15 protein-coding genes and 1 pseudogene are annotated in these 24581 nt (G+C 72.7%); 12 read left to right on the top strand and 4 right to left on the bottom strand.

What is annotated here, in order from left to right; translation table 11 throughout:
* The first annotated feature begins 2 nt into the window (after window positions 1-2).
* From gatA to HCC30_RS06935, 6 genes are all read left to right on the top strand, one after another.
* Complete coding sequence (gatA, locus tag HCC30_RS06960) at window positions 3-1496, top strand: Asp-tRNA(Asn)/Glu-tRNA(Gln) amidotransferase subunit GatA (protein WP_169441461.1); 1494 nt, start codon at window positions 3-5, stop codon at window positions 1494-1496.
* Window positions 1493-1738 carry a hypothetical protein gene (locus tag HCC30_RS06955; RefSeq protein WP_169441460.1) on the top strand — a complete coding sequence of 82 codons (246 nt, stop codon included), beginning with the start codon at window positions 1493-1495 and terminating at the stop codon, window positions 1736-1738. Before gatA ends, HCC30_RS06955 begins: the two co-directional genes overlap by 4 nt.
* 27 nt (window positions 1739-1765) lie before the next feature.
* A complete protein-coding gene (gatB, locus tag HCC30_RS06950) occupies window positions 1766-3274 on the top strand; it encodes an Asp-tRNA(Asn)/Glu-tRNA(Gln) amidotransferase subunit GatB (protein ID WP_169441459.1) in 1509 nt (502 codons plus the stop codon).
* A gap of 425 nt (window positions 3275-3699) precedes the next feature.
* On the top strand, window positions 3700-5694 hold the full coding sequence (locus HCC30_RS06945) for a LodA/GoxA family CTQ-dependent oxidase (protein WP_169441458.1): 1995 nt from the start codon (window positions 3700-3702) through the stop codon (window positions 5692-5694).
* Window positions 5691-6887: an FAD-dependent monooxygenase gene (locus HCC30_RS06940; RefSeq protein WP_169441457.1), complete on the top strand. Its 1197-nt coding sequence runs from the start codon at window positions 5691-5693 to the stop codon at window positions 6885-6887. Before HCC30_RS06945 ends, HCC30_RS06940 begins: the two co-directional genes overlap by 4 nt.
* A 28-nt stretch (window positions 6888-6915) precedes the next feature.
* A complete protein-coding gene (locus HCC30_RS06935) occupies window positions 6916-7683 on the top strand; it encodes a hypothetical protein (protein WP_169441456.1) in 768 nt (255 codons plus the stop codon).
* A gap of 61 nt (window positions 7684-7744) precedes the next feature.
* Here HCC30_RS06935 and HCC30_RS06930 read toward each other — a convergent pair whose 3' ends face one another.
* Window positions 7745-9640 (bottom strand): sugar-binding protein, encoded by a 1896-nt coding sequence (locus HCC30_RS06930; RefSeq protein WP_346776526.1) that lies wholly within the window; start codon window positions 9638-9640, stop codon window positions 7745-7747.
* A gap of 368 nt (window positions 9641-10008) precedes the next feature.
* On the opposite strand from HCC30_RS06930, the gene HCC30_RS06925 reads away from it, so the two are divergent.
* From HCC30_RS06925 to HCC30_RS06910, 4 genes are all read left to right on the top strand, one after another.
* Window positions 10009-10929, top strand: a complete 921-nt coding sequence (locus HCC30_RS06925) for a hypothetical protein (protein WP_169441455.1) — start codon at window positions 10009-10011, stop codon at window positions 10927-10929.
* Window positions 10930-11131: 202 nt separating this feature from the next.
* Window positions 11132-13264: a phospholipase C, phosphocholine-specific gene (locus HCC30_RS06920; protein WP_169441454.1), complete on the top strand. Its 2133-nt coding sequence runs from the start codon at window positions 11132-11134 to the stop codon at window positions 13262-13264.
* 179 nt (window positions 13265-13443) lie between these two features.
* On the top strand, window positions 13444-15783 hold the full coding sequence (locus tag HCC30_RS06915) for an MMPL family transporter (protein ID WP_169441453.1): 2340 nt from the start codon (window positions 13444-13446) through the stop codon (window positions 15781-15783).
* Between the two features lie 88 nt (window positions 15784-15871).
* The gene (locus HCC30_RS06910) at window positions 15872-16477 is read left to right on the top strand and encodes a hypothetical protein (protein WP_169441452.1); all 606 of its coding nucleotides are present in this window, start codon (window positions 15872-15874) and stop codon (window positions 16475-16477) included.
* Window positions 16478-16588: 111 nt separating this feature from the next.
* On the opposite strand, the gene HCC30_RS06905 is transcribed toward HCC30_RS06910, so the two are convergent.
* From HCC30_RS06905 to HCC30_RS06895, 3 genes are all read right to left on the bottom strand, one after another.
* Window positions 16589-16831 carry a DUF6191 domain-containing protein gene (locus HCC30_RS06905; protein ID WP_346776525.1) on the bottom strand — a complete coding sequence of 81 codons (243 nt, stop codon included), beginning with the start codon at window positions 16829-16831 and terminating at the stop codon, window positions 16589-16591.
* A 43-nt stretch (window positions 16832-16874) separates the two neighbouring features.
* A complete protein-coding gene (locus HCC30_RS06900) occupies window positions 16875-18047 on the bottom strand; it encodes a PQQ-dependent sugar dehydrogenase (protein WP_346776524.1) in 1173 nt (390 codons plus the stop codon).
* Between the two features lie 345 nt (window positions 18048-18392).
* The gene (locus HCC30_RS06895; protein ID WP_169441450.1) at window positions 18393-19415 is read right to left on the bottom strand and encodes an aldo/keto reductase; all 1023 of its coding nucleotides are present in this window, start codon (window positions 19413-19415) and stop codon (window positions 18393-18395) included.
* 126 nt (window positions 19416-19541) lie between these two features.
* Here HCC30_RS06895 and HCC30_RS06890 point away from each other — a divergent pair.
* Together HCC30_RS06890 and HCC30_RS06885 are read left to right on the top strand one after the other, a co-directional pair.
* Window positions 19542-20530 (top strand): annotated as a pseudogene (locus HCC30_RS06890) (2-hydroxyacid dehydrogenase).
* Between the two features lie 546 nt (window positions 20531-21076).
* The gene (locus tag HCC30_RS06885; RefSeq protein WP_240979412.1) at window positions 21077-24346 is read left to right on the top strand and encodes an EAL domain-containing protein; all 3270 of its coding nucleotides are present in this window, start codon (window positions 21077-21079) and stop codon (window positions 24344-24346) included.
* Window positions 24347-24581 lie beyond the last annotated feature (235 nt).

The following is a 24581-nucleotide window of genomic DNA, read 5'->3' as shown; positions in this document are numbered from 1 at the left end:
AGATGGCCGACCTGATCAAGCTGACCGCCGCCGAGACCGCGGCGAAGATCGCGAGCGGTGAGCTCACCGCCGTCGAGGTCACCGAGGCGCACCTCGCCCGGATCGAGTCCGTCGACGAGAAGGTGAACGCCTTCCTGCACGTCGACCGCGAGGGCGCGCTCGCGCAGGCGCGCGCGGTCGACGAGAAGCGCGAACGCGGCGAGGAGCTGGGCCCGCTGGCCGGCGTCCCGCTCGCGCTGAAGGACATCTTCACCACCGAGGGCGTGCCCACGACGGTCGGTTCGAAGATCCTCGAGGGCTGGATCCCGCCGTACGACGCGACGCTGACGAAGAAGCTGAAGGAAGCGGACGTCGTCATCCTCGGCAAGACCAACATGGACGAGTTCGCCATGGGCTCGTCGACGGAGAACAGCGCCTACGGCCCGACGGGCAACCCGTGGGACCTCACCCGCATCCCGGGCGGCTCCGGCGGCGGCAGCGCCGCGGCGCTCGCCGCGTACGAGGCCCCGCTCGCCATCGGCACCGACACCGGCGGCTCCATCCGCCAGCCCGCCGCCATGACGGCCACGGTCGGCGTGAAGCCGACGTACGGCGCCGTCTCCCGGTACGGCATGGTCGCCTTCTCCTCCTCCCTCGACCAGGGCGGCCCCTGCGCCCGCACGGTGCTCGACGCCGCGCTGCTGCACGCCGTCATCGCCGGCCACGACGAGCTGGACTCCACCTCGGTGGACCAGCCCGTCCCGGACGTCGTCGGCGCCGCGCGCGAGGGCCAGGTGCGCGGCCTGCGGGTCGGCGTGGTCAAGGAGTTCCGCGGCGAGGGCTTCCAGGACGGCGTGATGCAGCGCTTCGACGAGTCCGTCGAGCTGCTCCGCGAGCAGGGCGCCGAGATCGTCGAGCTGTCCTGCCCGTCCTTCGAGAAGGCCGTCTCCGCGTACTACCTGATCGCGCCGTCCGAGTGCTCCTCGAACCTCGCCCGGTTCGACGCCCTGCGCTACGGCCTGCGCGTCGGTGACGACGGCACGCACTCCGCCGAGGAGGTCACGGCGCTCAGCCGCGAGGAGGGCTTCGGCCCCGAGGTGAAGCGCCGCGTCATGTTGGGCACCTACGCGCTCAGCTCCGGCTACTACGACGCGTACTACGGCTCGGCGCAGAAGGTGCGCACGCTCATCGCCCGGGACTTCGAGAAGTCCTTCGAGCAGGTCGACGTCATCGTCTCGCCGACGGCGCCGACCACCGCCTTCCCGATCGGCGAGCGCGCCGACGACCCGGTCGCGATGTACCTCTCCGACCTGTGCACCATCCCGGCCAACCTGGCCGGGAACGCCGCCATGTCGATCCCGTGCGGTCTCGCCCCCGAGGACGGGCTGCCCGTGGGGCTCCAGATCGTCGCCCCCGCCATGGCCGATGACCGGCTCTACCGTGTCGGTGCGGCGGTCGAGGCCGCCTTCGAGGCACGTTGGGGCCATCCGCTGCTTGAGGAGGCACCGTCGCTGTGAGTGGAAAGCTGCAGAAGGCCAAGGGGTTCAAGCACTCCAGGGCAGGGCTGTACGTGTCGATCGCGGGCTCGCTCTTCGGCGCCGTCGGCACCGTGAAGCGCGCCAAGGAAGCCCGTAAGGAAGGCGACACCCTGAAGCTCGTCGATGTCGCCGTCTCCGCGGCCGGCATCGTCACCGGGGTCGCCCTCCTCGTCCGGGAGCTGCGGCACCTGGACTCGGACGACGTTCTCGCGGACCACTGACGCGGAACTGAGAAAGGTTAGTTTTCTGTGACGGTCATCGACCTGGTGTCGTACGAGGACGCGCTGGCGGACTACGACCCCGTCATGGGCCTGGAGGTCCATGTCGAACTCGGCACCAAGACAAAGATGTTCTGCGGCTGCGCGACGGAGCTCGGCGCGGACGCGAACAGCCAGACCTGCCCGACCTGCCTCGGCCTCCCCGGCGCCCTGCCGGTCGTCAACGCCGTCGGCGTCGAGTCGGCCATCCGCATCGGTCTCGCGCTGAACTGCGACATCGCCGAGTGGTGCCGCTTCGCCCGGAAGAACTACTTCTATCCGGACATGCCGAAGAACTTCCAGACCTCCCAGTACGACGAGCCGATCGCCTTCGACGGCTACCTCGACGTGCAGCTGGAGGACGGCGAGATCTTCCGCGTGGAGATCGAGCGCGCGCACATGGAGGAGGACACCGGCAAGTCGACGCACATCGGCGGCGCCACCGGCCGCATCCACGGCGCCTCGCACTCGCTGCTGGACTACAACCGCGCGGGCATCCCGCTCATCGAGATCGTGACCAAGCCCATCCAGGGCGCGGGCGAGCGGGCCCCCGAGGTCGCCAAGGCGTACGTCGCCGAACTGCGCGAGCTCATCAAGGCGCTGGGCGTCTCCGACGCGCGCATGGAGATGGGCCAGATGCGCTGCGACGTGAACCTCTCGCTGCGCCCCAAGGGCGTCGAGAAGTTCGGCACCCGCAGCGAGACGAAGAACGTCAACTCGCTGCGCAGCGTGGAGCGTGCGGCGCGCTTCGAGATCCAGCGGCACGCGGCCGTGCTCGGCTCCGGCGGCGAGATCATCCAGGAGACCCGGCACTTCCACGAGGACGACGGCTCCACCACCTCGGGCCGCGTGAAGGAAGAGGCGGAGGACTACCGCTACTTCCCCGAGCCGGACCTGGTCCCCGTCGCCCCGTCCCGTGAGTGGGTCGAGGAGCTGCGTGCCGGTCTGCCCGAGCTGCCGCGCGTGCGCCGTAACCGGCTGCGCGAGGAGTGGGGCATCTCCCAGCACGAGATGCAGTCGGTGCTCAACGCCGGTGCGGTCGGCCTGATCGTCGCCACCACCGACGCGGGTGCCCCGGCCGACCAGGCCCGCAAGTGGTGGATGGGCGAACTCGCCCGTCGCGCCAACGAGGAGGGCACCGACCTCGCGGATCTGCCGATCACCCCCGAGCAGGTCGCCCGGCTCTGCGCGCTCGTCGCCGAGGGTTCCCTCAACGACAAGCTGGCGCGGCAGACCATCGAGGGCGTGCTCGCCGGTGAGGGCACCCCGGACGAGGTCGTGGAGAAGCGCGGCCTGAAGGTCGTCTCGGACGAGGGTGCGCTCGGCACCGCCGTCGACGAGGCCATCGCGGGGAACCCGGACATCGCGGACAAGATCCGCGGTGGCAAGGTGCAGGCCGCGGGCGCGCTCGTCGGCGCCGTCATGAAGGCCACGCGTGGCCAGGCGGACGCGGCGCGGGTGCGCGAGCTGATCCTGGAGAAGCTCGGCGTCGAGGGCTGACGCCGGCGGGGCGCGGCCCCGTCGTCAACACCGCTGAAGGGCGGGACCGGTGAGCCGGTCCCGCCCTTTCTGTTTCCCCGGGGCGGGCGCTGGGGCGCTTGAGTGAAATACGGTTCCCCGTTTCGCGTCCGGTGTTCTCCGGGCGGTAAACCGTTTCGCCGGTCGGTGGCGTAGATAAATCCACGGCGGGGCTCTTTCGGCCCAGCGGTGATTCCCTCGCCCGGCTCTCGCGGGGAGAGTGCGCGCTGCCCAAGACGGTTTCCCCGCCCCGCAGTTCGCGTTTCTCTCCCGGCTCCGGGTGCGGAATGCCGTGTTAGCTTCCCGTCCGTCGGTCCGGCGAAACGGGCGTGCGTGCGCATGCCCGATGTGTGTGTCCGGACGGTCAGTGCACGCGGAATTCCCGGGAATGCCAGAGCAGTTGGGAGATGTCCCCGTTGAGCGACGAGATCGCCTACGCGAAAATCCACCCCGCCATCGGAATCGCGCGGGTCGGGAACAGTGAAGAATTCTTCTACGGGCCCGAGGTGCCGGACGCGCCCGCCGCCCAGCCCGGCTTCTACAAGGACGCCAACGGGGCCATCAAGCGCCAGGCCGCCCGCTTCCGGGTGTACGGCTACAACGCGGACGGAAAGGTGGTCGGGGAGATCACCCCGGCCTCCGACCTGGACCCGGGCTTCGACAGCGGCCCGCACGGCACCATCACCTGGCACGTCGAGGTGGCCAACAAGAAGGCCGCCTGGTACCAGTTCCACCTCGCGCTGGACACTCCGGACGGTCAGCGGCTCTACGACTACCAGTACGGCCGTCGCAATCAGAAGTACACGGGCGACCGCAAGCAGCTGGAGATCCGTCCCGGTAAGAAGACCATCAAGAAGGGCGACGGTCCGCAGAAATTCCTTGGGAAGATCAACAACCTTCCCGAGGACGTGTACCTCGGCGAGCTCCGCATCGACGACGGGCCGGACAACGCGCTTCTGGTGCTCGGCGGAAAGGGAAAGTCGGCCGCGTTCAAGACCGGCGAGCCGCTCACCACGTTCGCCAACAATGACTGGTGGTACGACGACACTTCGGACGGGCCGGTGCGGGCCGATGTCGTCATCGGTGGCAAAAACATCCCGGTCGAGCCCGCCTGGGTCGTCGTCGGCCCGCCGAATTACGCGCCCGACGTGAAGTCCATCCGGACGCTCTACGACTGCCTCTACGACCTGTTCGCCGGAAACGGCTGGGGCCTGGCCCCGCCCCAGCAGATCAGTTACGCCGACCACATCGAGCCGATTCTCCGGCGTTTCACCGAGCACCAGTGGGTCAATCACGGCTTCGCCACCCAGTTCGGCTGGAAGGGCGCGTACGACTTCACCGAGGACCGGCTCCGCAAGGAGCTCTCCAGCCCGAAGCCGCAGCACCGCGAACAGCGGCGCCAGGTCTACGAGTCGATGCGCGACTACGCGCGGGACGGCGTCTCGCCCATGCCCTGGCCGTGGCTGTACGGCGACGGCATGGCCGTACCGCCGCGCAGCGAGTACCAGAACCTGATGCTGTCCCCGGCCCAGTTCGACATGCTCGCGAAATGGGCGGAGGGTCACTTCGTCACCGAATCGCTCACGCAGCACTACGAGAAGCTGAGCGACGTCCCGCTCAAGGAGCAGCCGGCGATCCTGGACAGGGCCGCGCTGGACTACTGCCTGGCCGACGCCTTCCACCCCGGCTGCGAGGTCACCTGGCCGATCCGGCACGACACGATGTACAGCGAGCCGTTCCGCATCAAGCACCGCACGGAGCGTGAGCCGGACTACGGCGACCGGCTCACGCCCGGCAAGGCGCTCTCCGCGCGCGGCCCGCTCGGCCCGCAGGGCCCCGGCGACCTGACGCGCTGGATGGCCGTGCCCTGGCAGACCGACACCGCGAGCTGCCGCTCCGGCTACGAGCTGGCGGCCAAGGTCGGCCCGCGCTACAGCCCGTACCTGCCCGCGTTCTGGCCCGCGAGCGTGCCCAACCAGGTGCTGACGGAAGAGGACTTCAACAAGGTCAACGCGGCGGGCGGCGACGACGAGCGCGAAACGGCCTTCGAGCGGCGGGCGGTGTGGCTGCGCTTCCTGTCCAAGGAGAAGCCCAAGGGCATCAACGAGATGATCCAGAAGTGGCACAAGCTCGGCATTGTCGAGGTGCGGGACTACGTCGTCGGGGACGGCAAGTTCCCCAAGAAGATCCAGGTGGAGTCCAAGCCGGACCTGCCGCCCGCCCCCTACTACCAGAACCTGATCAACGTGCACGTCCCCGAGGCGGGCGGAACGCCGCGCTCCTCCGACGGTGAGATCGTCTCCGACGCCGTCGATCGGGTCGCCGAGCAGCTCGGCGTCGACGAGGACCACATCTCCGCCGGGTACATCGAGAAGGTCGACCCCTTCCACGAGGCCCGGTGACCGCCGTCCCGCCACCGGCCCGGCCGGGCGCCGCCGCCCGCGAGGAGTACGACGTGCTCGTCGCGGGCGGCGGCCCCGCGGGAGCGGCCGCGGCCCTGACGCTCCAGCGCGCCGGCCGCCGCGTCCTGCTCGCCGACGCGGGGTCGGGGCCGCCGAAGACGGGGGAGTCGCTCGTCCCCGCGGCGCGGCTGCTGCTGCACGACCTGGGCGTCCCGGCCGCCGCGCTGGACGCCCGCCACCTGCCCTGTTACGCCAACCTCTCGGCCTGGGGCTCGGGCCGGCTGGAGTCCGTCGACTTCGTGCGCGACCCCTGGGGCCACGGCTGGCACCTGGAACGGCCCGTCTTCGACCGGCAGTTGCGGGACGCGGCGCGCGCCGCGGGCGTCGAGGTGCGCGAGCGGCGGGCCGTCGGCCGGGCGCACCGGCTGCCGGACGGCGGCTGGCACGCCCCGCTGAGCGCGACCGGCCCGGACGGGACCCGCGCTCCGCAGCGGGACGGTGCCGTCCGGTGCCGGTGGATCGTCGACGCGACCGGGCGGCGGGCCGCGCTCGCCACGCGGGCCGGGGCCCGGCGGGTCCGGCACGACCGGCTCATCGCCCTGCACCTCGCGCTCGGCCCGGCGCAGGGGGACGGGCCGCCGGGCGCCGGGGAGCGGTGCTCGCTGGTCGAGTCCGTGGCCGACGGCTGGTGGTACACGGCGCCGCGGCCCGAAGGCGGCCGCATGGTCGCGTACTTCACCGACCCCGACCTGCCGTCCGCCACCGCCTCCACCCGGGCCGCGCTGCTGCGGCGGCTGGCCGGTACCCGGCACGTCGCCGCGCGCGCCGCGGGCCGCGCCGTCCCCGCCGGGGCGCAACCCCGGCGCGGCCCCGCGCACACCGCCCGCCTCGACCCCGTGACGGGGGACGGGTGGACGGCGGCCGGGGACGCGGCGGCGGCCTTCGACCCGCTCTCCTCGCAGGGCGTCCTCACCGCGCTCTACACCGGGCTGTCCGCGGGCCTGGCCGTCGACGGCCTGCTCGGCGGGGACTCCGGGGCCGCGGCCGAGTACGCGGGCCGGGTGCGGGAGACCTTCGACGCCTACCTGCACGGGCACCGGCTCGTGCACGCGCAGGAGCGCCGCTGGTCCCGCCACCTGTTCTGGCGGCGCCGACAGGGCGCCGTCGCGGGCGAGTTGCCCGCACCCGTCTGACCACCCACGACCGCTCCGAGGAGGAGACATGACGGACCAGCACGACCACGACCCCCTCAAGCACCAGCACCGCTTCATCCTGCTGGGGGAGAAGCACCTCGTCGCCTACCACCTGTCGCTGTTCAAGGTCCCGGCGCACGCCTACCAGGCGGTGCTGTCGATCACGATGGAGCCGGAGGCGGCGAAGCAGGCGTACCTGACGGACCTGCACAAGGAGAAGCCCGGCGGGTTCGCGTACTACTACTCGATGCTGACCGCGGAGGAGTTCCCGCTCATCGACATCCGGGACGGGAAGCGCACTTCGATGGAGGTGTACCTGGAGCGCGTGACCGTGGACAAGGAGCAGAAGCGGACGTTCACGCGGCTGAAGGACGGCAACGGCAAGGAGGTCAAGGCCACGGTCAAGTTCCCCGATGCCGTCCGGTACTTCGAGGACACCGAGACGAACGCGGCGTACCCCGAGAAGTACACGGGGCTGCTCTTCGGCACCCCGGAGGAGACCTTCCTCGCGCACAAGCTCGTCAAGAAGGAGCACTGGGACGAGGTGATCAGCGTGACCGACGTGAAGGTCAAGGGCCAGGCGCCCACGCAGACGCTGCTCGACGGCGTCCCGCTCGTCACCGTCCCCGCCATCCCGGAGAAGCCGTACCTGAAGACGAAGAGCCCGATGGAACCGAAGTCGGCACAGAGCGGCACCGTCAAGCCCCGCTCCGGCGGCGACGCCGCCCCCCTCACCTTCACCGTCAGCACCCAACGCTGGTGGAACCACACCTCACTGAACACGGCGACGCCGTAGGTGCGCTCCTCCAACACCCCGACGGCCCCGGCGACTTGCCGGGGCCGTCTGTTGTGCTGTCTCAGGCTCTGGGGCCGCCGGCGAGGGGGACGCCGGTGCGTTTGCTCTGTTTGACGGAGGCGGGGGAGTCGATGCTTTTCGCCGCTTCCAGGGGGATGTCCGGTGGGGACGGGGAGACGGCCGGGGGTGCGGCGCCGAGGAGGGGGGTGCGGCCCCAGACGTAGGGGTCGGCCTGGGCGCTGCCGAAGGTGGCCCAGGCGAGGCGGGTCTGGCCGGTCTTGTCGTCGGTGTCCGAGTCGTAGACCATCACGTTCGCCGTGAGCCGCGTGGGGTCGACGGTGGCGGGGAGGACGCGGTACGGGATCTTCACCTCGACCGTGTAGCCCTTGTACGGCTTCGTCACCTGGGACGCGACTTCGAGCCCGGGCGCCGTCCTGGCCGCGGGGCCCTGCCGGTTGTCGGCGTCGCGGGCGGCGCAGGGGCCGCCCGCGTCCGCCGAGTCGGGACGCGGGTCGGTGAAGGGCAGCAGGCCGGTCTTGAAGACGGTGGAGGTGTCGTCGGAGGTGCCCTTCGGGTCGAGGGCGAGCTCCACGGAGTCGGTGCGCCAGTGGCGTTTGCAGTCGTCGGCGCCCAGTTTCGTGCCCTGTTTGTCGTCGGTGACGTGGACGAGGGCGTACAGCGCGTCACCGTGGTGGGACAGCCGGGCCTCGGCCGAACAGTCCTGCGCGGTCGCGCACTTCTCGCCCTGCCAGTGGTCCAGCCGCACCGGGTCGCCCGGGTATTCGCCCTCGCCGGCCTTGCCGTCGACGGCGGGCGCGTGCGCCGCCATCGGCACGGTGGTGCCGGGGCGCTCCGGGTAGTCCGGCTGGGCCTTGTTGGCGAGCCAGGGCATGCCGACGTCACGGGCCCAGCGGGCGAACTCCGCGTACACCGGCTTCAGTCCGGACTGCGGCTCCGCCTTCGCCTTGACCGGCTTCCCGTGCTCGGCGAGCACGGTGAACCAGTCGCACTGCTGCTTCTCCTCCTCGGTGACCTTCTCGGGGACGGAACCGAAGCCCTGTGACACGTACTTGCGCTGCGCGTCCCGCTCCACCTGAGCCCAGCTCGTCCGGTGCTTCCGCGACTCGACGCCGCCCCACCAGCCGCGTACGGGCAGCCCGCTGGCCTCGTCGCGCTGCGGGGACGTGGCGCAGGACTTGCCGCTGGGGCCCTGGAAGCGCCAGTTCTGCGCGAGGAGGCCGGAGGGCTGCCAGGGCTTGTAGCGCTCCTTGGTGATCTGGTGGGGGAACGCCTTCCGGTTCCCGGCCAGTTCGAACGCCTCGGTCGCCAGCCGTCCGGCGAGCTGGTGCCCGCCGTGCTGGTCGAAGGGGCGCGGGTCCATGGTGACGACGGTCTTCGGCGTGGTCGCGCGGATGAGCCGCACGAGGCGTTCCAGGGTGTCCTTGCGGGAGGGTTCCCGGTCCCAGACCTTCGAGGTCAGCGGCGCGGACAGGGTGTACCAGAAGTCCGGCTTGTCGAGGTAGAAGACGTTCCGGACGCCGGCCAGACGGACGGCCTCCCGCTCCTCGGCCTCGCGGAGCATGCCGAGCGGGGCGCCCTCCTCGTTGCCGACGGCGTTGCCGCCGCCCTCGCCGCGGGTGATCGTCACGACGCCGGTGCTGAGCTTCCGCTTCTCCGCCCACTGGCCGAAGGTCGACAGCGACTGGAACTCGTCGTCCGGGTGCGCGCCGATGAACAGCACGTCGGTGTGCGCACGTTTCTTCCTCGCACCGTCCGAGGCGGCGCCGGAGGCGGCTTCGGAGGTGGCGGCGGCCCGTTGGGCTCCGGCCGCGCTCGCGGGCCCGGACGGCTGGGCGGCCGCGGCGGGCAGCATCGTCGTCGCCACCGCGACCGCGGCGAGGCCGCCGAGCAGGGCGTGCCGGAGACGGCCGCGTCCCGGGGGTGCGGGGCGCCTCACCGTCGGGTCCTTCGGGGTGCGCCGGGGACGGCTGGTCTGGGGGTGTGCCGCATGGGGTGCTGACTCCTTCGTCGCTGGGGCGGACGCGTACGCCGGGCGCGCGGCCGCGCGTACCGGGGAAGCACACGGACGCCTGGTGAACTCCCCCTCCCCGCACGGCCGTACACGTGCCGCGGCGGCGTGGGGAACGGGCCCGTACGGGATCTCCGCGTGCCCGCGAAGTCTCGCGAAGGGCAAACGATTCGCCCTCGCCGCACACCCCGTACGTCACCCGAACAGGGACATGGCAGCACCGCGCACGGCCGATTGACTGTCCGTCGGAAGCGCTCCCGCGAAATACGCGGATGTTCAACAGTGAGAGGAAATCCGTGACTTCACCGAAAATCAACCGGAACGAGGACGGAAACCAAGCGGCCGAGCCGGCGCACCCCTTCTACATCACGCGGGAGGAGGAACACCGGCTCCGTATCGCCGCCGAGACGCTCAGCCCCGCACTCGTCATCGACCAGGCGTCGTCCTTCGACGAGTACACCCGGCAACTCATGGTCCCGCCCGCCGTGATGGACCTGAAACGCAAGGCCGAGCACATGCGGCTGGCGGCCTGGGAGGTGCAGGGCATCCGCCGGCTGCTGGAGCCCACCCCGCCGGGCGGCGAGGACCGGCTGCTGCGGCACATCCTCAAGGCGAAGGCGGAGAAGGACGACAGTCACCCGCCCTACATCCGCGTGGCCTGCACCGGAAAGGGCGACTTCGACGACCAGGTGGTCCGGCACGGGTACGTGGCGGACGTCCCCGAGGAGCAGAACATCGGCTCCCCCGTGGTGCTGGAGATCTGGCCCGCGCAGCACTTCTCGCCGATGCACTCGCACGGCAACACCACCGGGATCATCTACTGCCTCGCAGGTCAGCTCGACGTCATGTCGTACGAGGAGCTGGACTGGGACGCGGAGAAGCGCGGGCTGGTGACGCTCACGCCGGGCCGCTGCGCCTGGCTGTCCGGGAGCCAGTACGCGGTGCACAAGGTGTACTGCCCACTGGACGGCGGCCCGGCATGGCAGAAGGACGACCTGCTGAACGACACCGGTGATTTCGCGGCGAGTTTCCACGTCTATCTGAACGAGGACGAGACGGGGATGGACGAGGTCGTTCCCGGGCCGATGTCCCGCAACGAATTCGAGTACATCGAGGAGAAGTTCCCGCACGACCACAACTGGTTCGAGACCCATTCCGACCTTTCCTGGAAGGTGCTGCGGGCCGCACTCGCGGACGAGATGCGGAACCTGTCCTAGGGGTCGCCGGTCCTGCCGGAAAGCGCCGGCGGGCCTTTTCCGCCGGCGCTTCCCGGCCGTTTCCCGCGCCGAATTTCCGGGTCAACCGGCAAGAAACGGACGCCTGTTCACCGAGGCTTCGGGTGCGGGGCTTCCGCCGGTCACCGTGAGCGCGTAGCTTCCCGTCCGGTTCGGGGGATCTTGGGCGAGCCGGGAGGCACAGGTGGGCTGGGAGATATCGAGACGCCGGATGCTGGCGCTGGGCGCGGGAGCCGCGGGCGCGGCGGCGGCCGGTTCGCTGCTGCCGCCTTCGCTGCGGCAGGCGATGGCACAGCAGCGGCCCGGCGAGGGCGCCGGGGGACTGGCGGACATCCGCCACGTGGTGATCCTGATGCAGGAGAACCGGTCCTTCGACCACTACTTCGGGACGCTGCGCGGCGTCCGCGGCTTCGGCGACCGCAACGCCGTCGAAATCCCCGGCGGGCGGAGCGTGTTCGAGCAGCCGGGCGCGCTCGGCGCCGGGACGGTGCTGCCGTTCCCGGTGCGGGAGGCGGCCGAGAAGCAGCGTCAGGACCTGCAGTACATCAGCGACCTGGACCACTCCTGGGCCGGCGGCGGCACCGCCTGGCACGGCGGCTGGTCGGACCGCTGGGTGACGGCGAAGACGGCCGCGACGATGGCGTACTACGAACGGCGGGACATCCCGCTGCAGTTCGAGCTGGCCGAGACGTTCACCGTCTGCGACGCGTACCACTCGTCCATCCACACCTCCACCAGCCCCAACCGGAACCATCTGGTCAGCGGCTGGACCGGCTTCGAGCCGGACGGCGGCGGCCGCGCCGTCAACAACGACTGCTACGCGGAGGACACGCACCCCGGCTACTCCTGGACGACGTACCCGGAGCGGCTGGAGGAGGCCGGGCACTCCTGGCGGGTGTACCAGGAGTGGGACAACTTCACCGACAACAACCTGGAGTTCTTCGCGAGCTTCAAGACGATCGGCGCGAAGGCCCTGGCCGAGGTGGACGGCGCGGAGAACATGACCGCGTTCTACGGGAAGATGGCCGAGGCCGACGAGGCCGGGCGCGCGGACCTGTCGGCCCGGCTGAAGAAGGGCCTGGCCACGCTCACCGAGGCCGAGCGCAGCCTCTTCGACCGCGCCCTGCACCGGGGCGAACCCGGCACCACGGCCGAGGCGTTCGCCGCCGACGTCGCCGCGGGCGAGCTGCCCGAGGTGTCCTACCTGGTGCCCGCCACCGTCGACTGCGAGCACCCGGGCGGCTCCTCGCCCGTGCAGAGCGCCCACTTCGTGTACAAGGTCCTCGACGCGCTCGGCCGCCACCCCGACGTCTGGCGGCACACCGCGCTCTTCCTCACCTTCGACGAGAACGACGGCTTCTTCGACCACGTCCCGCCCCCGGCCCCCGCCGAGGACGATCCCGAAGGCGCCGACGAGTGGTGGCAGGAGCGGCCGACGGGGCTGGGCATGCGGGTGCCGATGACCGTGATCTCCCCGTGGAGCGTCGGCGGGTACGTCTGCTCCCAGGTCTTCGACCACACCTCGATCATCCGGTTCCTGGAGAAGTGGACGGGCGTGCGCGAGCCGAACATCACGCCCTGGCGCCGCTCCGTCACCGGCGACCTCACCGCCGCCTTCGACTTCTCCCGCGGCCGCCGTCAGCCGGAGACCGAACAGCCCGGCGAGGTCCCGCCGTTCACCGAGCGCTGGAAGCCGAAGCCGCCCGCCGAGCAGCGGATGCCCGCACAGGAGCCCGGCACCCGCCCGGCCCGCGCCCTGCCGTACCGGCCCGACGCCGACGGCGCGTACGACCCCGACGGCGGCCGCTTCCGGCTGGGGCTGCGCAACAGCGGCACCGAGAGCACGCACTTCACGCTCTACCCGTACGAGGGCGAGTACGAGCGCCCGCTGCACCGGGACGTGCGGGCCAAGGGCGAGACGGAGGTGGAGGTTCCGGTGCGGGACGGCGTCCACCGCTTCACGGTGACCGGGCCGAACGGCTTCCGCCGCGAGTTCGCGGGCAGCGCGGACGGCGCCGCGGCCGGGCTGAAGGTCGGCACGTACATCGACGGCGACCGGCGCGAGATCCATCTGACGGTGGTCAACACCGGTGCGCGCGCCTGCACGCTCAGCTGCGTGCCGCAGGCGTACGCCGAGGGGCGGGACGCGGAGACGCGGCGGCTCCGGGTGGACGCGGGCAGCACCCGGACCATCGCGCACGCCACGCGCGGCGCCCACGGCTGGTACGACCTGCTGCTGACCGTCGAGGGGGACGACAGCTTCCGGCGGCGGCTGATGGGCCACATCGAGAACGGGGAGGAGTCGGTCACCGGCTGAGGGGTCCGGGGCGGGGCGGGTTCCCGCGCGGGCGGCCCTGTGGCTATCCCCACAAAGGGGACAAAGGATCTTCCGCGGGTGCAAAGCTGCCCCGGAACGCTCCCTTCCGCTCGCGCTCGGCAGCACCGGCCCACCCCGGACGGCTCGACGCACCGACCCGTGAAGAGGTCACCGAGCACATGACCGCCCTGACCCGCTGGTGCATGCGGCGCCGCCTCCTCGTCGTCTCGCTGTGGCTGGCGCTGCTCGCCGCGGCCGGCGTGGGCACGGCCCTCGCGGGGTCCGCGTACTCCAACGACTACGACGTGCCCGGCACCGAGTCGGGGCGTGCGGCGCAGCTGCTCACCGAGGCGTTCCCGGACCGCGCGGGCGACGGCGACACCCTCGTCTGGCACACCGGCGAGGACGGCCCCGGGGACGGCGTCCGGGACGCGGCAGTGCGGGACCGGATGACGGCCACGCTCGACGACATCGCCGGGCTGCCCGGCGTCGCCGACGTACGCGGCCCGTACCAGCCCGGCCCCGAGAGCCAGGAGCGGATCAGCGAGGACGGGCGTACCGCGTACGCCACCGTGTCCTTCGACGCGCCCGCGGACGAGCTCGACGAGAGCCAGGTCCAGCGCGTCGTCGACACCGCGCACGCCGCCGGGGACGACGGCCGGGACCTCCGCGTCGAGATGGGCGGGACGGCGGTGGCGCTGACGGAGGGGATCAGCGGGCACCTCGCCGAGGCCGTCGGGATCGCGGTGGCCGCCGTCGTCCTGCTGCTCGCCTTCGGCTCGCTCGCGGCGATGCTGCTGCCGCTGGTCACGGCCGTGCTGAGCGTCGGCACCGCCGCGCTCGCCACCGGGCTGCTCAGCCACGCCATGACCGTCGCCGACTTCGCGCCCATGCTCGGCACCCTGATCGGCCTCGGCGTCGGCATCGACTACGCGCTGTTCATCGTCACCCGGCACCGCAAGGGCCTGAAGCAGGGCATGTCCGTACCCGAGGCGGCGCAGCGCGCCATGTCCTCGGCCGGACGCGCGGTCGTCTTCGCCGGGGTGACGGTGTGCATCGCGCTGCTCGGGATGCTCGTGCTGCGGCTGACCTTCCTCAACGGGGTCGCGCTGGCCGCCTCGCTCACCGTCGTCCTGACCGTCCTGGCCTCCGTCACGCTGCTGCCCGCACTGCTCGGCGTCATCGGCCACCGTGTCCTCAGCCGCCGCGAACGCCGCGCCCTGGCCGAGCACGGCCCTGACCCGGCCGGGCCGGACGAGAGCGAGGCGGAGGCCGGGAAGCGGACGCGGCGGGGCGGGCCCGTGGCGCGCTGGTCGGCCTTCGTCGAACGGCACCCGAAGCTGCTCGCCGGGCTCGCGGCCGTCTTCATGGCCGTCCTCGCGCTGCCCGTCTTCGCGCTCCACCTCGGCAGCTCCGACCAGGGCAGCGGCCCCGGCACCGCCACGACCCGGCAGGCGTACGACCTGATGGCCGAGGGCTTCGGGCCCGGCACGAACGGGCCGCTCACCCTCGTCGGCGAGATCGACGGCGCGGCCGCCAAGCTGGCCTTCGAGGAACTGCCCGAACGGCTGCGCGGCACCGAGGGCGTCGCCGAGGTCTCGGGCCCCGAGCTGAACGGGTCCGGCAGCGTCGGCGTCATCACCGTCGTCCCCGACAGCGCGCCGCAGGACGAGCGGACCTCGCAGCTCGTGGACCGGCTGCGCGAGCAGGAGCTGCCCGAGGTCTCCGCGGACAGCCCGCTGACGGTGCACGTCGGCGGGGTCACGGCCGGGCAGGACGACTTCGCCTCCGTCATCCTCGGCAAGCTCCCGATGTTCACCGGCGTGATCGTGGCCCTCGGCTGCGCGCTGCTGCTCCTCGCGTTCCGCAGCATCGGCATCCCGCTCAAGGCCGCGGTGATGAACATCCTCGCCGTCGCGGCCGCCTCCGGCGTCGTCGTCGCCGTCTTCCAGTGGGGCTGGGGAAGCGAGCTGCTGGGCCTCGGCGGACCCGGGCCGATCGAACCCTTCCTGCCCGTGATCATGGTGTCCGTCCTGTTCGGACTCTCCATGGACTACCAGGTGTTCATGGTCAGCCGGATGTACGAGGAGTGGCAGCGCACCGGCGACAACCGCAGAGCGGTACGGGTCGGGCTGGCCGAGACGGGGCGGGTCATCAACTCGGCGGCCGTCATCATGATCGCCGTGTTCGGCGCCTTCGTGCTCAGCGGCGACCGGATCATCGCGATGTTCGGCATCGGCCTCGCCGTCGCCGTCGCCCTGGACGCCTTCGTCCTGCGCACCCTGCTCGTCCCGGCGCTGATGCACATGCTCGGCGGCGCCAACTGGTGGCTCCCGCGGTGGCTCGACCGCTGCCTGCCCCGCATCACCATCGAACCCGGGGAGCACGCCGGGGACGGTGACACGCCCGGGCCCGCACCCGTACCGGCCCCCGCCGAGCCGGTGCTGCCCGGGCCCCGGAGCGGGGGCGAGGGGGAGCCCGGGCCCGGCACGGAGCCGCTCGCCGGGCGACGCGGCTGACGCCCGCGCGGGAGCGCGACCGCGCACCGCGTACGGGCCCGGCCCGTACTCTCATCCGGCTCTCAGAATCGTTCCTTACGGTGCGGGCATGGCTACCGAGACCAGCACGAAGAACGAGAAGGCCGCAGAGGCCGACAAGCCGACACCGGAGGGCCGGTCCGAGAGCACCGAGGAGACGGACGAGGGGACCGCACGCGTCCCCGCCGCCACGGAGTCCCCCGAGGAGGGCGACGGGGTGGCCGAGGAGGCCGGGTACGAGGAGCTGCCCGCCGCGGACGAGGGGCGGAGCGGCTTCGGCGCCGGTGCCGTCGCGGTCGTCAGCGCCGGGCTCGGCGTGGTCTCCCTCACCGGCAACTCGCTCGGCGAGATGCTCCGCGAACGCAAGCAGCTCATGGGGCAGTTGGAGTCCCAGGCGCAGCAGATGGGCGGCGGAGGCGGCGCCGGGGACCAGATGAACTCCCTGTTCGGCGCCCCCTGGCACGCGGCGGCCCTGGTCAACGGGATCTTCGCGCTGCTCGCCGTGCTGCTCGGCGGGCTGCTCCTCGCCGTCGTCGCGAAGCGCGCCGGGACCGGTTCGTGGGTCAAGGCCGTCGCGCTGGGCGGCGTGCTGCTGGGCCTCGTCGGCCTGGTCGTCGCCGGTGGCATGTACTTCGACATTCTGGCGCCGCAGCCGGAAATCCCCGGCGCGTCCTGACCCCGCTGTTCCTACCCCCAGGCAGCGGTCACGGGAGACGGAGAGGGGCGGCCCGCCGTGCGGCAGGCGGCAGGCCCCTCTCCGTCTTCGTCGTTTCCGGCGTCCTCCGGCTCAGGCCGCGGACTCGTCACCGGGGGCGTCGGACGGCTCCGGCTCCCGGGCGCGGGCCGGGCCCGGCTGTGCGGGGAGCCGGATCACGACCTGGCCCGACTCCAGGTCGACCGGGCCGCAGCCCGGATCGTTGCTGCCCTCTTCGACGCGGGTGTGGTCCAGCCGCTGCCGCTCGTCCTCGGTGTGCTTGCGGGCGGGCGCGAAGAGCTCCTCGGCCAGGTTGAACATCGGCCCCCCAGACACGGGTCACGGCGTGTGAGCCGAGCCCGCCGGCGCTCCGCCGGGGTCAGCTCACCTTCAGCTCCAGGATACGGTCGTCGCCCTTCCCGGGCGTGCCCCGCGTATCGGTCTCGCTCGTGACCAGCCACAACCTGTCCTTGCCCGCCGGGACGACCGTCCGCAGCCGCCCGTACTTCCCCTCCAGGAAGGACTGCGGCCCGGCCACCGGCCCCGTCCCGTCCAGCGGGATCCGCCACAGGCGCTCGCCGCGCAGGCCGGCCATCCACACCGAGCCGGCGGCGACGGCCAGTCCGCTGGGTGAGGCGTCGGCGGGCTTCCACTGCTCGACCGGGTCGGTGAAGCCGGAGCCGCCCTCCTTGCCCTCCGCCTCGGGCCAGCCGTAGTTGCGTCCCGGGCGGATGCGGTTGAGCTCGTCCCAGGTGTCCTGGCCGAACTCCGAGGCCCAGAGCCTGCCGTCGGCGTCCCAGTCCAGGCCCTGCACATTGCGGTGGCCGAGGGAGAGGACGGGCGAGTCCGGGTCCGGGTTGCCCTTCGCGGGCGGCTCGCCGTCCGGGGTCATCCGGAGGATCTTGCCCGCGGGGGAGTCCTCGTCCTGCGCGAGCTCGCCGTCCCCGGACTCGCCGGTGCCCGCGTACAGCATCCCGTCCGGGCCGAAGGCGATCCGGCCGCCGTTGTGCACGGTGCCCTTCGGGATGCCCTTGAAGACGGTGTCGGGGGCGCCGAGCCTGCTGCCCTCGTCCTTCGCCAGGTCGAAGACCATCCGCACGATGCGGTTGTCGGAGGCCGTCGTCAGGTACGCGTACACCTCGCCCGCGCCGTCGTCGCCCTCGCCGGGCGGGACGGCGATGCCGAGCAGGCCGCCCTCGCCCGCCGGGGCCGTGCCCGGCACCCGGCCCAGCTCGGTCTTCTTCCCGCCCCCGCCGTCGACGTGCACGATCGTGCCCTCGTCGCGGTACGAGACGAGCAGGTCGCCGCCGGGGAGCGGGGCCAGGCCCCAGGGCGCCTTCAGCCCCGTGGCCACGGTGCGCTCCACCGAGACCTCGCCCTTCGCGGGCGGCGGCTTCCCGGCCGGCTCCTTCCCGGGTGACGTCTCCGGCTTCGAGCTCTCGGCCGAGGGGCGCGGGGGATCGCCGCCGCCTCCGTCCGAGGAGCAGCCCGCGACGAGCGCGAGCGCGGCCAACGCCGCAGCGGCGCCCCGAAGTTGCGTACGGCCTCGCACGATCCATCCCTCCCGACATCCGCCGTCCTCCGAGCCCCCAGCACACCACAGCGCCCTCTCGGGGGCGCGGGGAACGGCGCTTGCCGCGGTGATGGGGTGGCCCGGTGACGGCATGGGGCACCCCGCGCGGGGGTGACCGCGCTGCGCTTGCCAGCCCTGCGCCTTAGGCGCAGACCTCCCAAGCGGGGTGAGCCCGCGAAAAAGGGGCGCGGGGAACTGCGCGAAAACCCGGGCCACGACGGCGCCGCACCCGAAGGACCGGGGCGGGCCCGCGAAAGGGGGCGCGGGGAACTGCGCGAAAAGCCCGACGGCGCCGCACCCGGAGAAGTGGCGCGGCCCCGGAAGCTAGTCCCAGGACCCCTGCGCCTCCGGAAGCGCGTCGATCTCGGCGAGGTCCTGCGGGGTGAGGGCGAGCGACGCGGCCGCCGCGTTCTCCGCCGCCCAGCGCGCCTTCTTCGTACCCGGCACCGGCACCACGTGCGGCCCCTTGGCCAGCAGCCAGGCCAGCGCCACCTGCGCCGGCGTCGCCCCCACGCCCCGGTGCCGCCGCGCGACGCGGCGCAGCCCCGCGACGACGGGCTGGTTGGCGGCCATCATCTCGCCGGTGAAGCGCGGGTGCCGGGCGCGTACGTCGTCGGGCTCGAAGCCGCCGCCGGTGGTCAGGGTGCCGCTGAGGTAGCCGTTGCCCAGCGGCATCGCGGCGAGGAAGCCGATGCCGCGGGTCATGCACCAGGGCAGCAGCGTCTCCAGCGCCTCCCGGGACCACACGGACAGCTCGGCCTGCACGCTGCTGACGGGGAACACCTGCTGGATGCGCCGGAGTTGGCCGACCGTACGGTCGTGCACCCCGGGCGTGCGCCCGCGTTCCCCCGTGCGCCCCCGCCGGTCGGCCCGCGCGCCGACGGCGCAGTAGCCGAGGGAGCGGACCTTGCCCGCGGACACCAGTTCGGCCATGGCGCCCCAGGTCTCCTCCACGGGTATCTCCGGGTCGGGGCGGTGCAGTTGGTACAGGTCGATCACGTCGGTCTGGAGGCGCCGCAGCGAGGCGTCGCAGGCCCGCTTCACGTACCCGGGGCGGCCGTTGGCGACGATGTGGTTCTCGCCGACGAGCAGCCCGCACTTGGTGGAGACGAAGGCGTCCGCGCGCCGCTCCCGCAACACCCGCCCCAGCAGCAGCTCGTTGGTGAAGGGCCCGTACATGTCGGCCGTGTCCAGCAGGGACATGCCCGCGTCCAGTGCCGCGTGCACCGTCCGCAGCGACTCCTCGCCGTTCTGTTCCGACGTGGAGTACGCCCAGCTCATCGGCATACAGCCCAGGCCCACGGCGCCCACCCCGAGCGCCGCCGCCCCGATCGTCCTGCGCTCCACCTGTACGAGCTCCCTCCTGACGCCCCCAAACTAGCTGGCCGTCCGGGTGCCTCGCGCACAGCCTCCGGGCGGCGTTCCGGTGCGGGCGGTGCGCGGGCGCGGCCGCCGCGCTCCTATCCTGCGCCCATGGCTTCCGCACAGACCCCCGGCAATCCCCCGGCCCCCGTCCCCGGCGCCCCGGCCTCGGACGTCTGGCTGCCCTACCCGCCCGGCGAGATCGAGGGACTGCCGGAGGGCCTCACCTACCGGTTCTGGGACGGCGAGGAGGAGTTCCCCGCCGACCCGGCCGACTGCGCCTTCTACGTCGTCCCGTACATGAAGGCGCCCGGCGTGGCCACGCGGCCGCTGCCGCGGATGACCGGGGTGCGGGTGGTGCAGACGCTCACCGCGGGCATCGACCATGTCGCGCCCGCCATCGGGCAGTTGCCGCGGGGCACGGTGCTGTGCAACGCCCGCGGCGTGCACGACACCAGCACGGCCGAGCTCGCACTGCTCCTCACCCTCGCCTCGCTCCGCGAACTCCCCGCGTTCGTACGGGCCCAGGACGCGGGGGAGTGGCGTCCGGGGACGTACGCGTCGCTGGCGGACAAGACGGTGCTGATCGTCGGCTACGGCAGCATCGGCGCCGCGGTCGAGGAGCGGCTGTGGCCGTTCGAGGTGGCCGAGGTGCTGCGGGTCGCACGCGGTGCGCGTGAGACACCGCGCGGCCCCGTGCACGCGCTCCCGAGCCTCCCCGGACTGCTTCCGCGCGCTGATGTGGTGCTGCTGTGCACCCCGCTGACGGAGGACACCAGGGGGCTGGCAGGAGGAGACTTTCTGTCCCGGATGAAGGACGGAGCGCTGCTGGTGAACGTCGCGCGGGGCGGAGTGGTGGACACCGGGGCGCTGTTGGCGGAGGTGGGCACCGGCCGGCTGCGGGCCGCGCTGGACGTGACGGAGCCCGAACCCCTGCCGGAGGGGCACCCGTTGTGGTCCGCGCCCGGGGTGCTGCTCACCCCGCACGTGGGGGGCCGTCGTCGGCGTTCCTGCCGCGTGCGCGGCGGCTGCTGCGCGATCAGCTGAGGCGCTGGGCGTCCGGTGAACGGCTGGAGCACGCGGTGGCCGTGGCGGAGTAGCCGAAGGGCCTCCGAGGGCCCCAGAAGCCATGCTACGGACGCGTAGGGTGGCCCTCCGGAAGCACAACGTCGCAGGTCGTCACGTTCTGTATCCGCACTATGTCCCTGAGTGACGGATCTGGTGTATCGTCCGACGGGGGCGATACCCGGACACGAGGGGGGCGACGGGCGCATGCACGACGAACGGGCGAACTGCCGCACGGGGCGGGGAACTTCCCGAATGCGGCCGACGCGGCGCGCGAAGTGCGCCGGACAGCAGCGTGAGTACGAGAAGAAGCCTCCGTCCGGGAGGTGGGTGCGATGACCCTGCGAGGGACGGTCCCACGACAGAGCCGCTGCTGGACGGCGTCGGCACCCGCCGTGCCCTCCGCAGCCTCGGCATCGGCGACTTCGGCCCCGGCGGCCCCGCGTACCGCGCCCTCCTCGGGCGTGCCCCGTGCGCGGGGCCGGTCGCGTGCGGCACAGCCCTGGGGGGCGCGGACCGGGCGGCCGGAGCGCACGGCTGAGCGCACCGAGCGCCGCGCCGCGCCCCGGCTCGCGCCGCAGCTGCTGCTCGCCGCCCTCTGCGCGGCGTACGCGGTGGGCGCGGCCCTCGGCTGGGGCTCCCGCGAAGTCGCCCTGTTCATGGGGGACTTCGGGCTGAGCGCGGCCGGACTGCTCGCCGCCTGCTCCTGCCTGTGGTACGCGCGGACGCACCGCGGCAGCCCGTTCGCGCCCGCCTGGATGCTGTTCGGCATCTCCTCGCTGATGGCCGCCTGCGGCAACGCCGTCTGGGGCTGGTACGAACTCGTCCTGCGGCGGCCGCTTCCCGACCCGTCGCTCGCCGACGCCTGCTTCCTGCTCTTCGCGCCGCCCGCCGTCGTCGGGCTGCTCGTGCTGGCCAAACGGCCGGTCACGCGGGCCGGCTGGATCTGCCTCGGGCTGGACGCCTGGCTGATCGCCGGTTCGCTGGTGACGCTCTCCTGGTCGCTGGCGCTGGCGCACACCTCGTTCCTGTCGGGCGGTTCGGTCCTGCGGGCCGCGCTCGACCTGGCCTACCCGCTGCTCGACATCGTGCTGATCAGCCTGGTGCTGGCGCTGCACTACAAGCGCTCGGCCGCGCACCGCTCCACCGTCAACACCGCCGTGGGCGCGCTGGTGCTGACGGTGCTGTGCGACGCGCTGTTCTCCTCGCCGATGCTCCGCGAGCACTACAGCTCGGGCCAGTTCCTCGACGCGGGCTGGTTCGCCGGTTCGCTGCTGCTGGCCTACGCGCCCTGGGTCGCCCGCCGCGAAGGCGGACGGCGCGGCGGCGGACGGCGCCGCACGGCCAAGGGCGGCGCGGGCCGCACCGGGCGCGCGGGCACCCCGTCGCGGCCGCGCCAGGCGGAACGGCAGGCGGTGCTGCGGCCGCAGCCGCCCGGCCGCCCGATCGCGGGCTCGCTCGCGGCGCTCACCCCGTACCTGGCCGCCGCGGTGTGCACGCTGGGCATCCTCTACAACGCGATGGACGGCCACGAGGTCGACCGCGTCGTGCTGTTCACCGGCTGCACGGTCGTGCTGGCGCTGGTCATACGCCAGGGCATCATGCTCCTGGACAACATCTCGCTGACCCAGGAGCTGGCGCAGAAGGAGAACCACTTCAGGTCGCTGGTGCAGGGCTCCAGCGACGTCATCATGATCGCGTCCTCCACCGGCGTGCTGCGCTACGTCTCGCCCGCCGCCGCCGGGGTCTACGGCCGGGACGGCGACGCGCTCGTCGGCGCCGAACTCGCCGCGTTCATCCACCCCGAGGACCTCGGCCGGGTCCTGCACGAGCTGCGCCGCTTCCTCGCCGCCTCCCCGGAGACCGAGCACTCCACGCGCATCGAGTGCCGCTTCCGGCACGGCGCGGGGCACTGGCTCAACGTCGAGTCCACGGTCAACCGTTACCAGGGCGGCCTGATCTTCAACAGCCGGGACGTCACCGAACGCGTCCGGCTCCAGGCGCAGTTGCAGCACAACGCCTCGCACGACGCGCTCACCGACCTGCCCAACCGCTCGCTGTTCACCGAGCGGGTCCGGCAGGCGCTCGGCGGCCGCCGCGGCGGCGACAGCGAGGCCGCCGTGCTCTACATCGACCTCGACGGCTTCAAGGCCGTCAACGACACCGTCGGGCACCAGGCGGGCGACGAACTCCTCGTCCAGGCCGCCCGCCGGCTCCAGGACTCGATCCGCGCGGGCGACACCGCGGCCCGGCTCGGCGGCGACGAGTTCGCCGTGATCATCCTCGGCGACAGCAACCCCAGCACCCACGCCGAGGTCGAACGCGAGCTGCGCATCCACGAGATCGCCGACCGGCTGCGGATCGCGCTCTCCGAGCCGTACCGCGTCGAGGGCACCGAGGTGCGGGTCGCCGCCTCCATCGGCGTCGCCTTCGCCGAGCCCGGCATCTCGCCCACCGCGCTGATGCGCAACGCCGACCTGGCGATGTACCGCGCGAAGCAGGGCGGCAAGGCGCGCGTCGAGCTGTACGCGCCGCAGATGCAGGCCGAGGTCGTCAAGCGCACCGAGATGGCCTCCCGGCTGCGCACCGCGCTGCGGGACGGCGAGTTCGCGCTGCTGCACCAGCCCGTGGTGGACCTCAACTCGGGCAAGGTGACGGCCGTCGCGGCCCAGCCCCGCTGGCGCTCGGCGCAGGGCATCCTCTTCACCCCGGCCGAGTTCCTGCGCACCGAGGGCGTACCGGCGCAGGACGCGCGCGACGGCGGCCCCTTCGCGCCGGCCCGCACCGGCGACGGAGACGGGCAGCACGAACAGGCCGGCCGGGACGGCGAGACGGGCGCGGGCGCCCAGGGCGACAAGGCGGCCGAGATCAACCGCTGGGTCGTCGAGGAGGCCGTCGAGCAGGCCGCCGCCCGGCAGCGCGCGGGCTGCTGCGACGTCCCCGTGACGGTGCGCATCCCCGCGCGGCGGCTGATCGACCGGTCCATGACGCACAGCAGCCTGGAGGCGCTGCTCGCCCGGCACGAACTGCCCGCGGGCAGCCTGATCCTGGAGCTGTCCGACAGCGACCCCCGCATCCCGCTCGACGAGCTGGAGACCCGGCTCTCGGCGCTGCGCCGGCTCGGCGTGGTGATCGCGCTGGACGGCTTCGGCAGCGGGTACCTGGCCATCTCCGCGCTGCGCCGCCTCCCGATCGACATCCTGCGGCTGGACCGGGGGCTGGTGGACGGCGTACTGGAGTCCCCGCGCCAGCGGAAGATCACCGCGGGGCTGCTGCGGATCGCCGACGACCTGGGCATGACCTCCGTCGCCGAGGGCGTCGACCTGCCCGAACAGGTCGAGATGCTGCGCGAGATGGGCTGCACGCACGGCCAGGGCGCCGTCTTCTCCGGCCCGCTGGATGAGCACCGGCTGCGTCGCGCGCTGTCCCTGGGCGCGTACCCGCTGCCGGAGCCCGCGGGCGCCGTCGTACCGGGCCCGCGCACCCAGGCGGCCGGCGGCCCCGCGCACGCGCCCGCCGCGCAGCCGGGGGCGCACGGAGCCGTTCCGGCGGCCGCCGGCGGGGCGGGCGGGAGCGGTCCGGCATCCGGGACGAACGGTCCGGGGGCGCCGGCGGGCGTCGGCCGGGGCGGTCTTCCGGCGGGGGCGCACGGGCCGCCGCCCGCGGGCGGCGCGGGTCCGGTGGCCGGTCCGTCGGGCGGTCATTCCGGGGGCGGGCGGTCCGTCGTGGTGGCCGGTTCGCTGCCGGTGCGCAGGCAGGACGCGCGGGAGGCGCTGCCGCCGTGGGTGGTCGCCGGGGACGGTCCCGCACCCGCCTGCTCGAATGCTGAGACGCCCGTCCCACCCACTTGACACCCGAGGCTTGACGGGGAGAAGGTCAGTGCCATGCGCACCCGAATTCTCGTACTTGGAAAGCGCGTCGGCTGAGCGGATCCTGCCTCCCAGGATCCGCGACCACAGCGGCGCGCTCCCCTCGCTTGCCTCATGGCACGGGGGGTTTTTTGTTGCACCAGCACCTTCGACCTCACCAGCCCGCATCGTGCGAAACCGCCATCAACCGCACGAGACGACGAGCGTCACACCCGCA

The organism is Streptomyces sp. HNM0574 (assembly GCF_012726235.1).
Lineage (GTDB): Bacteria > Actinomycetota > Actinomycetes > Streptomycetales > Streptomycetaceae > Streptomyces.
This window is presented reverse-complemented; position numbering and strand designations above follow the sequence as displayed.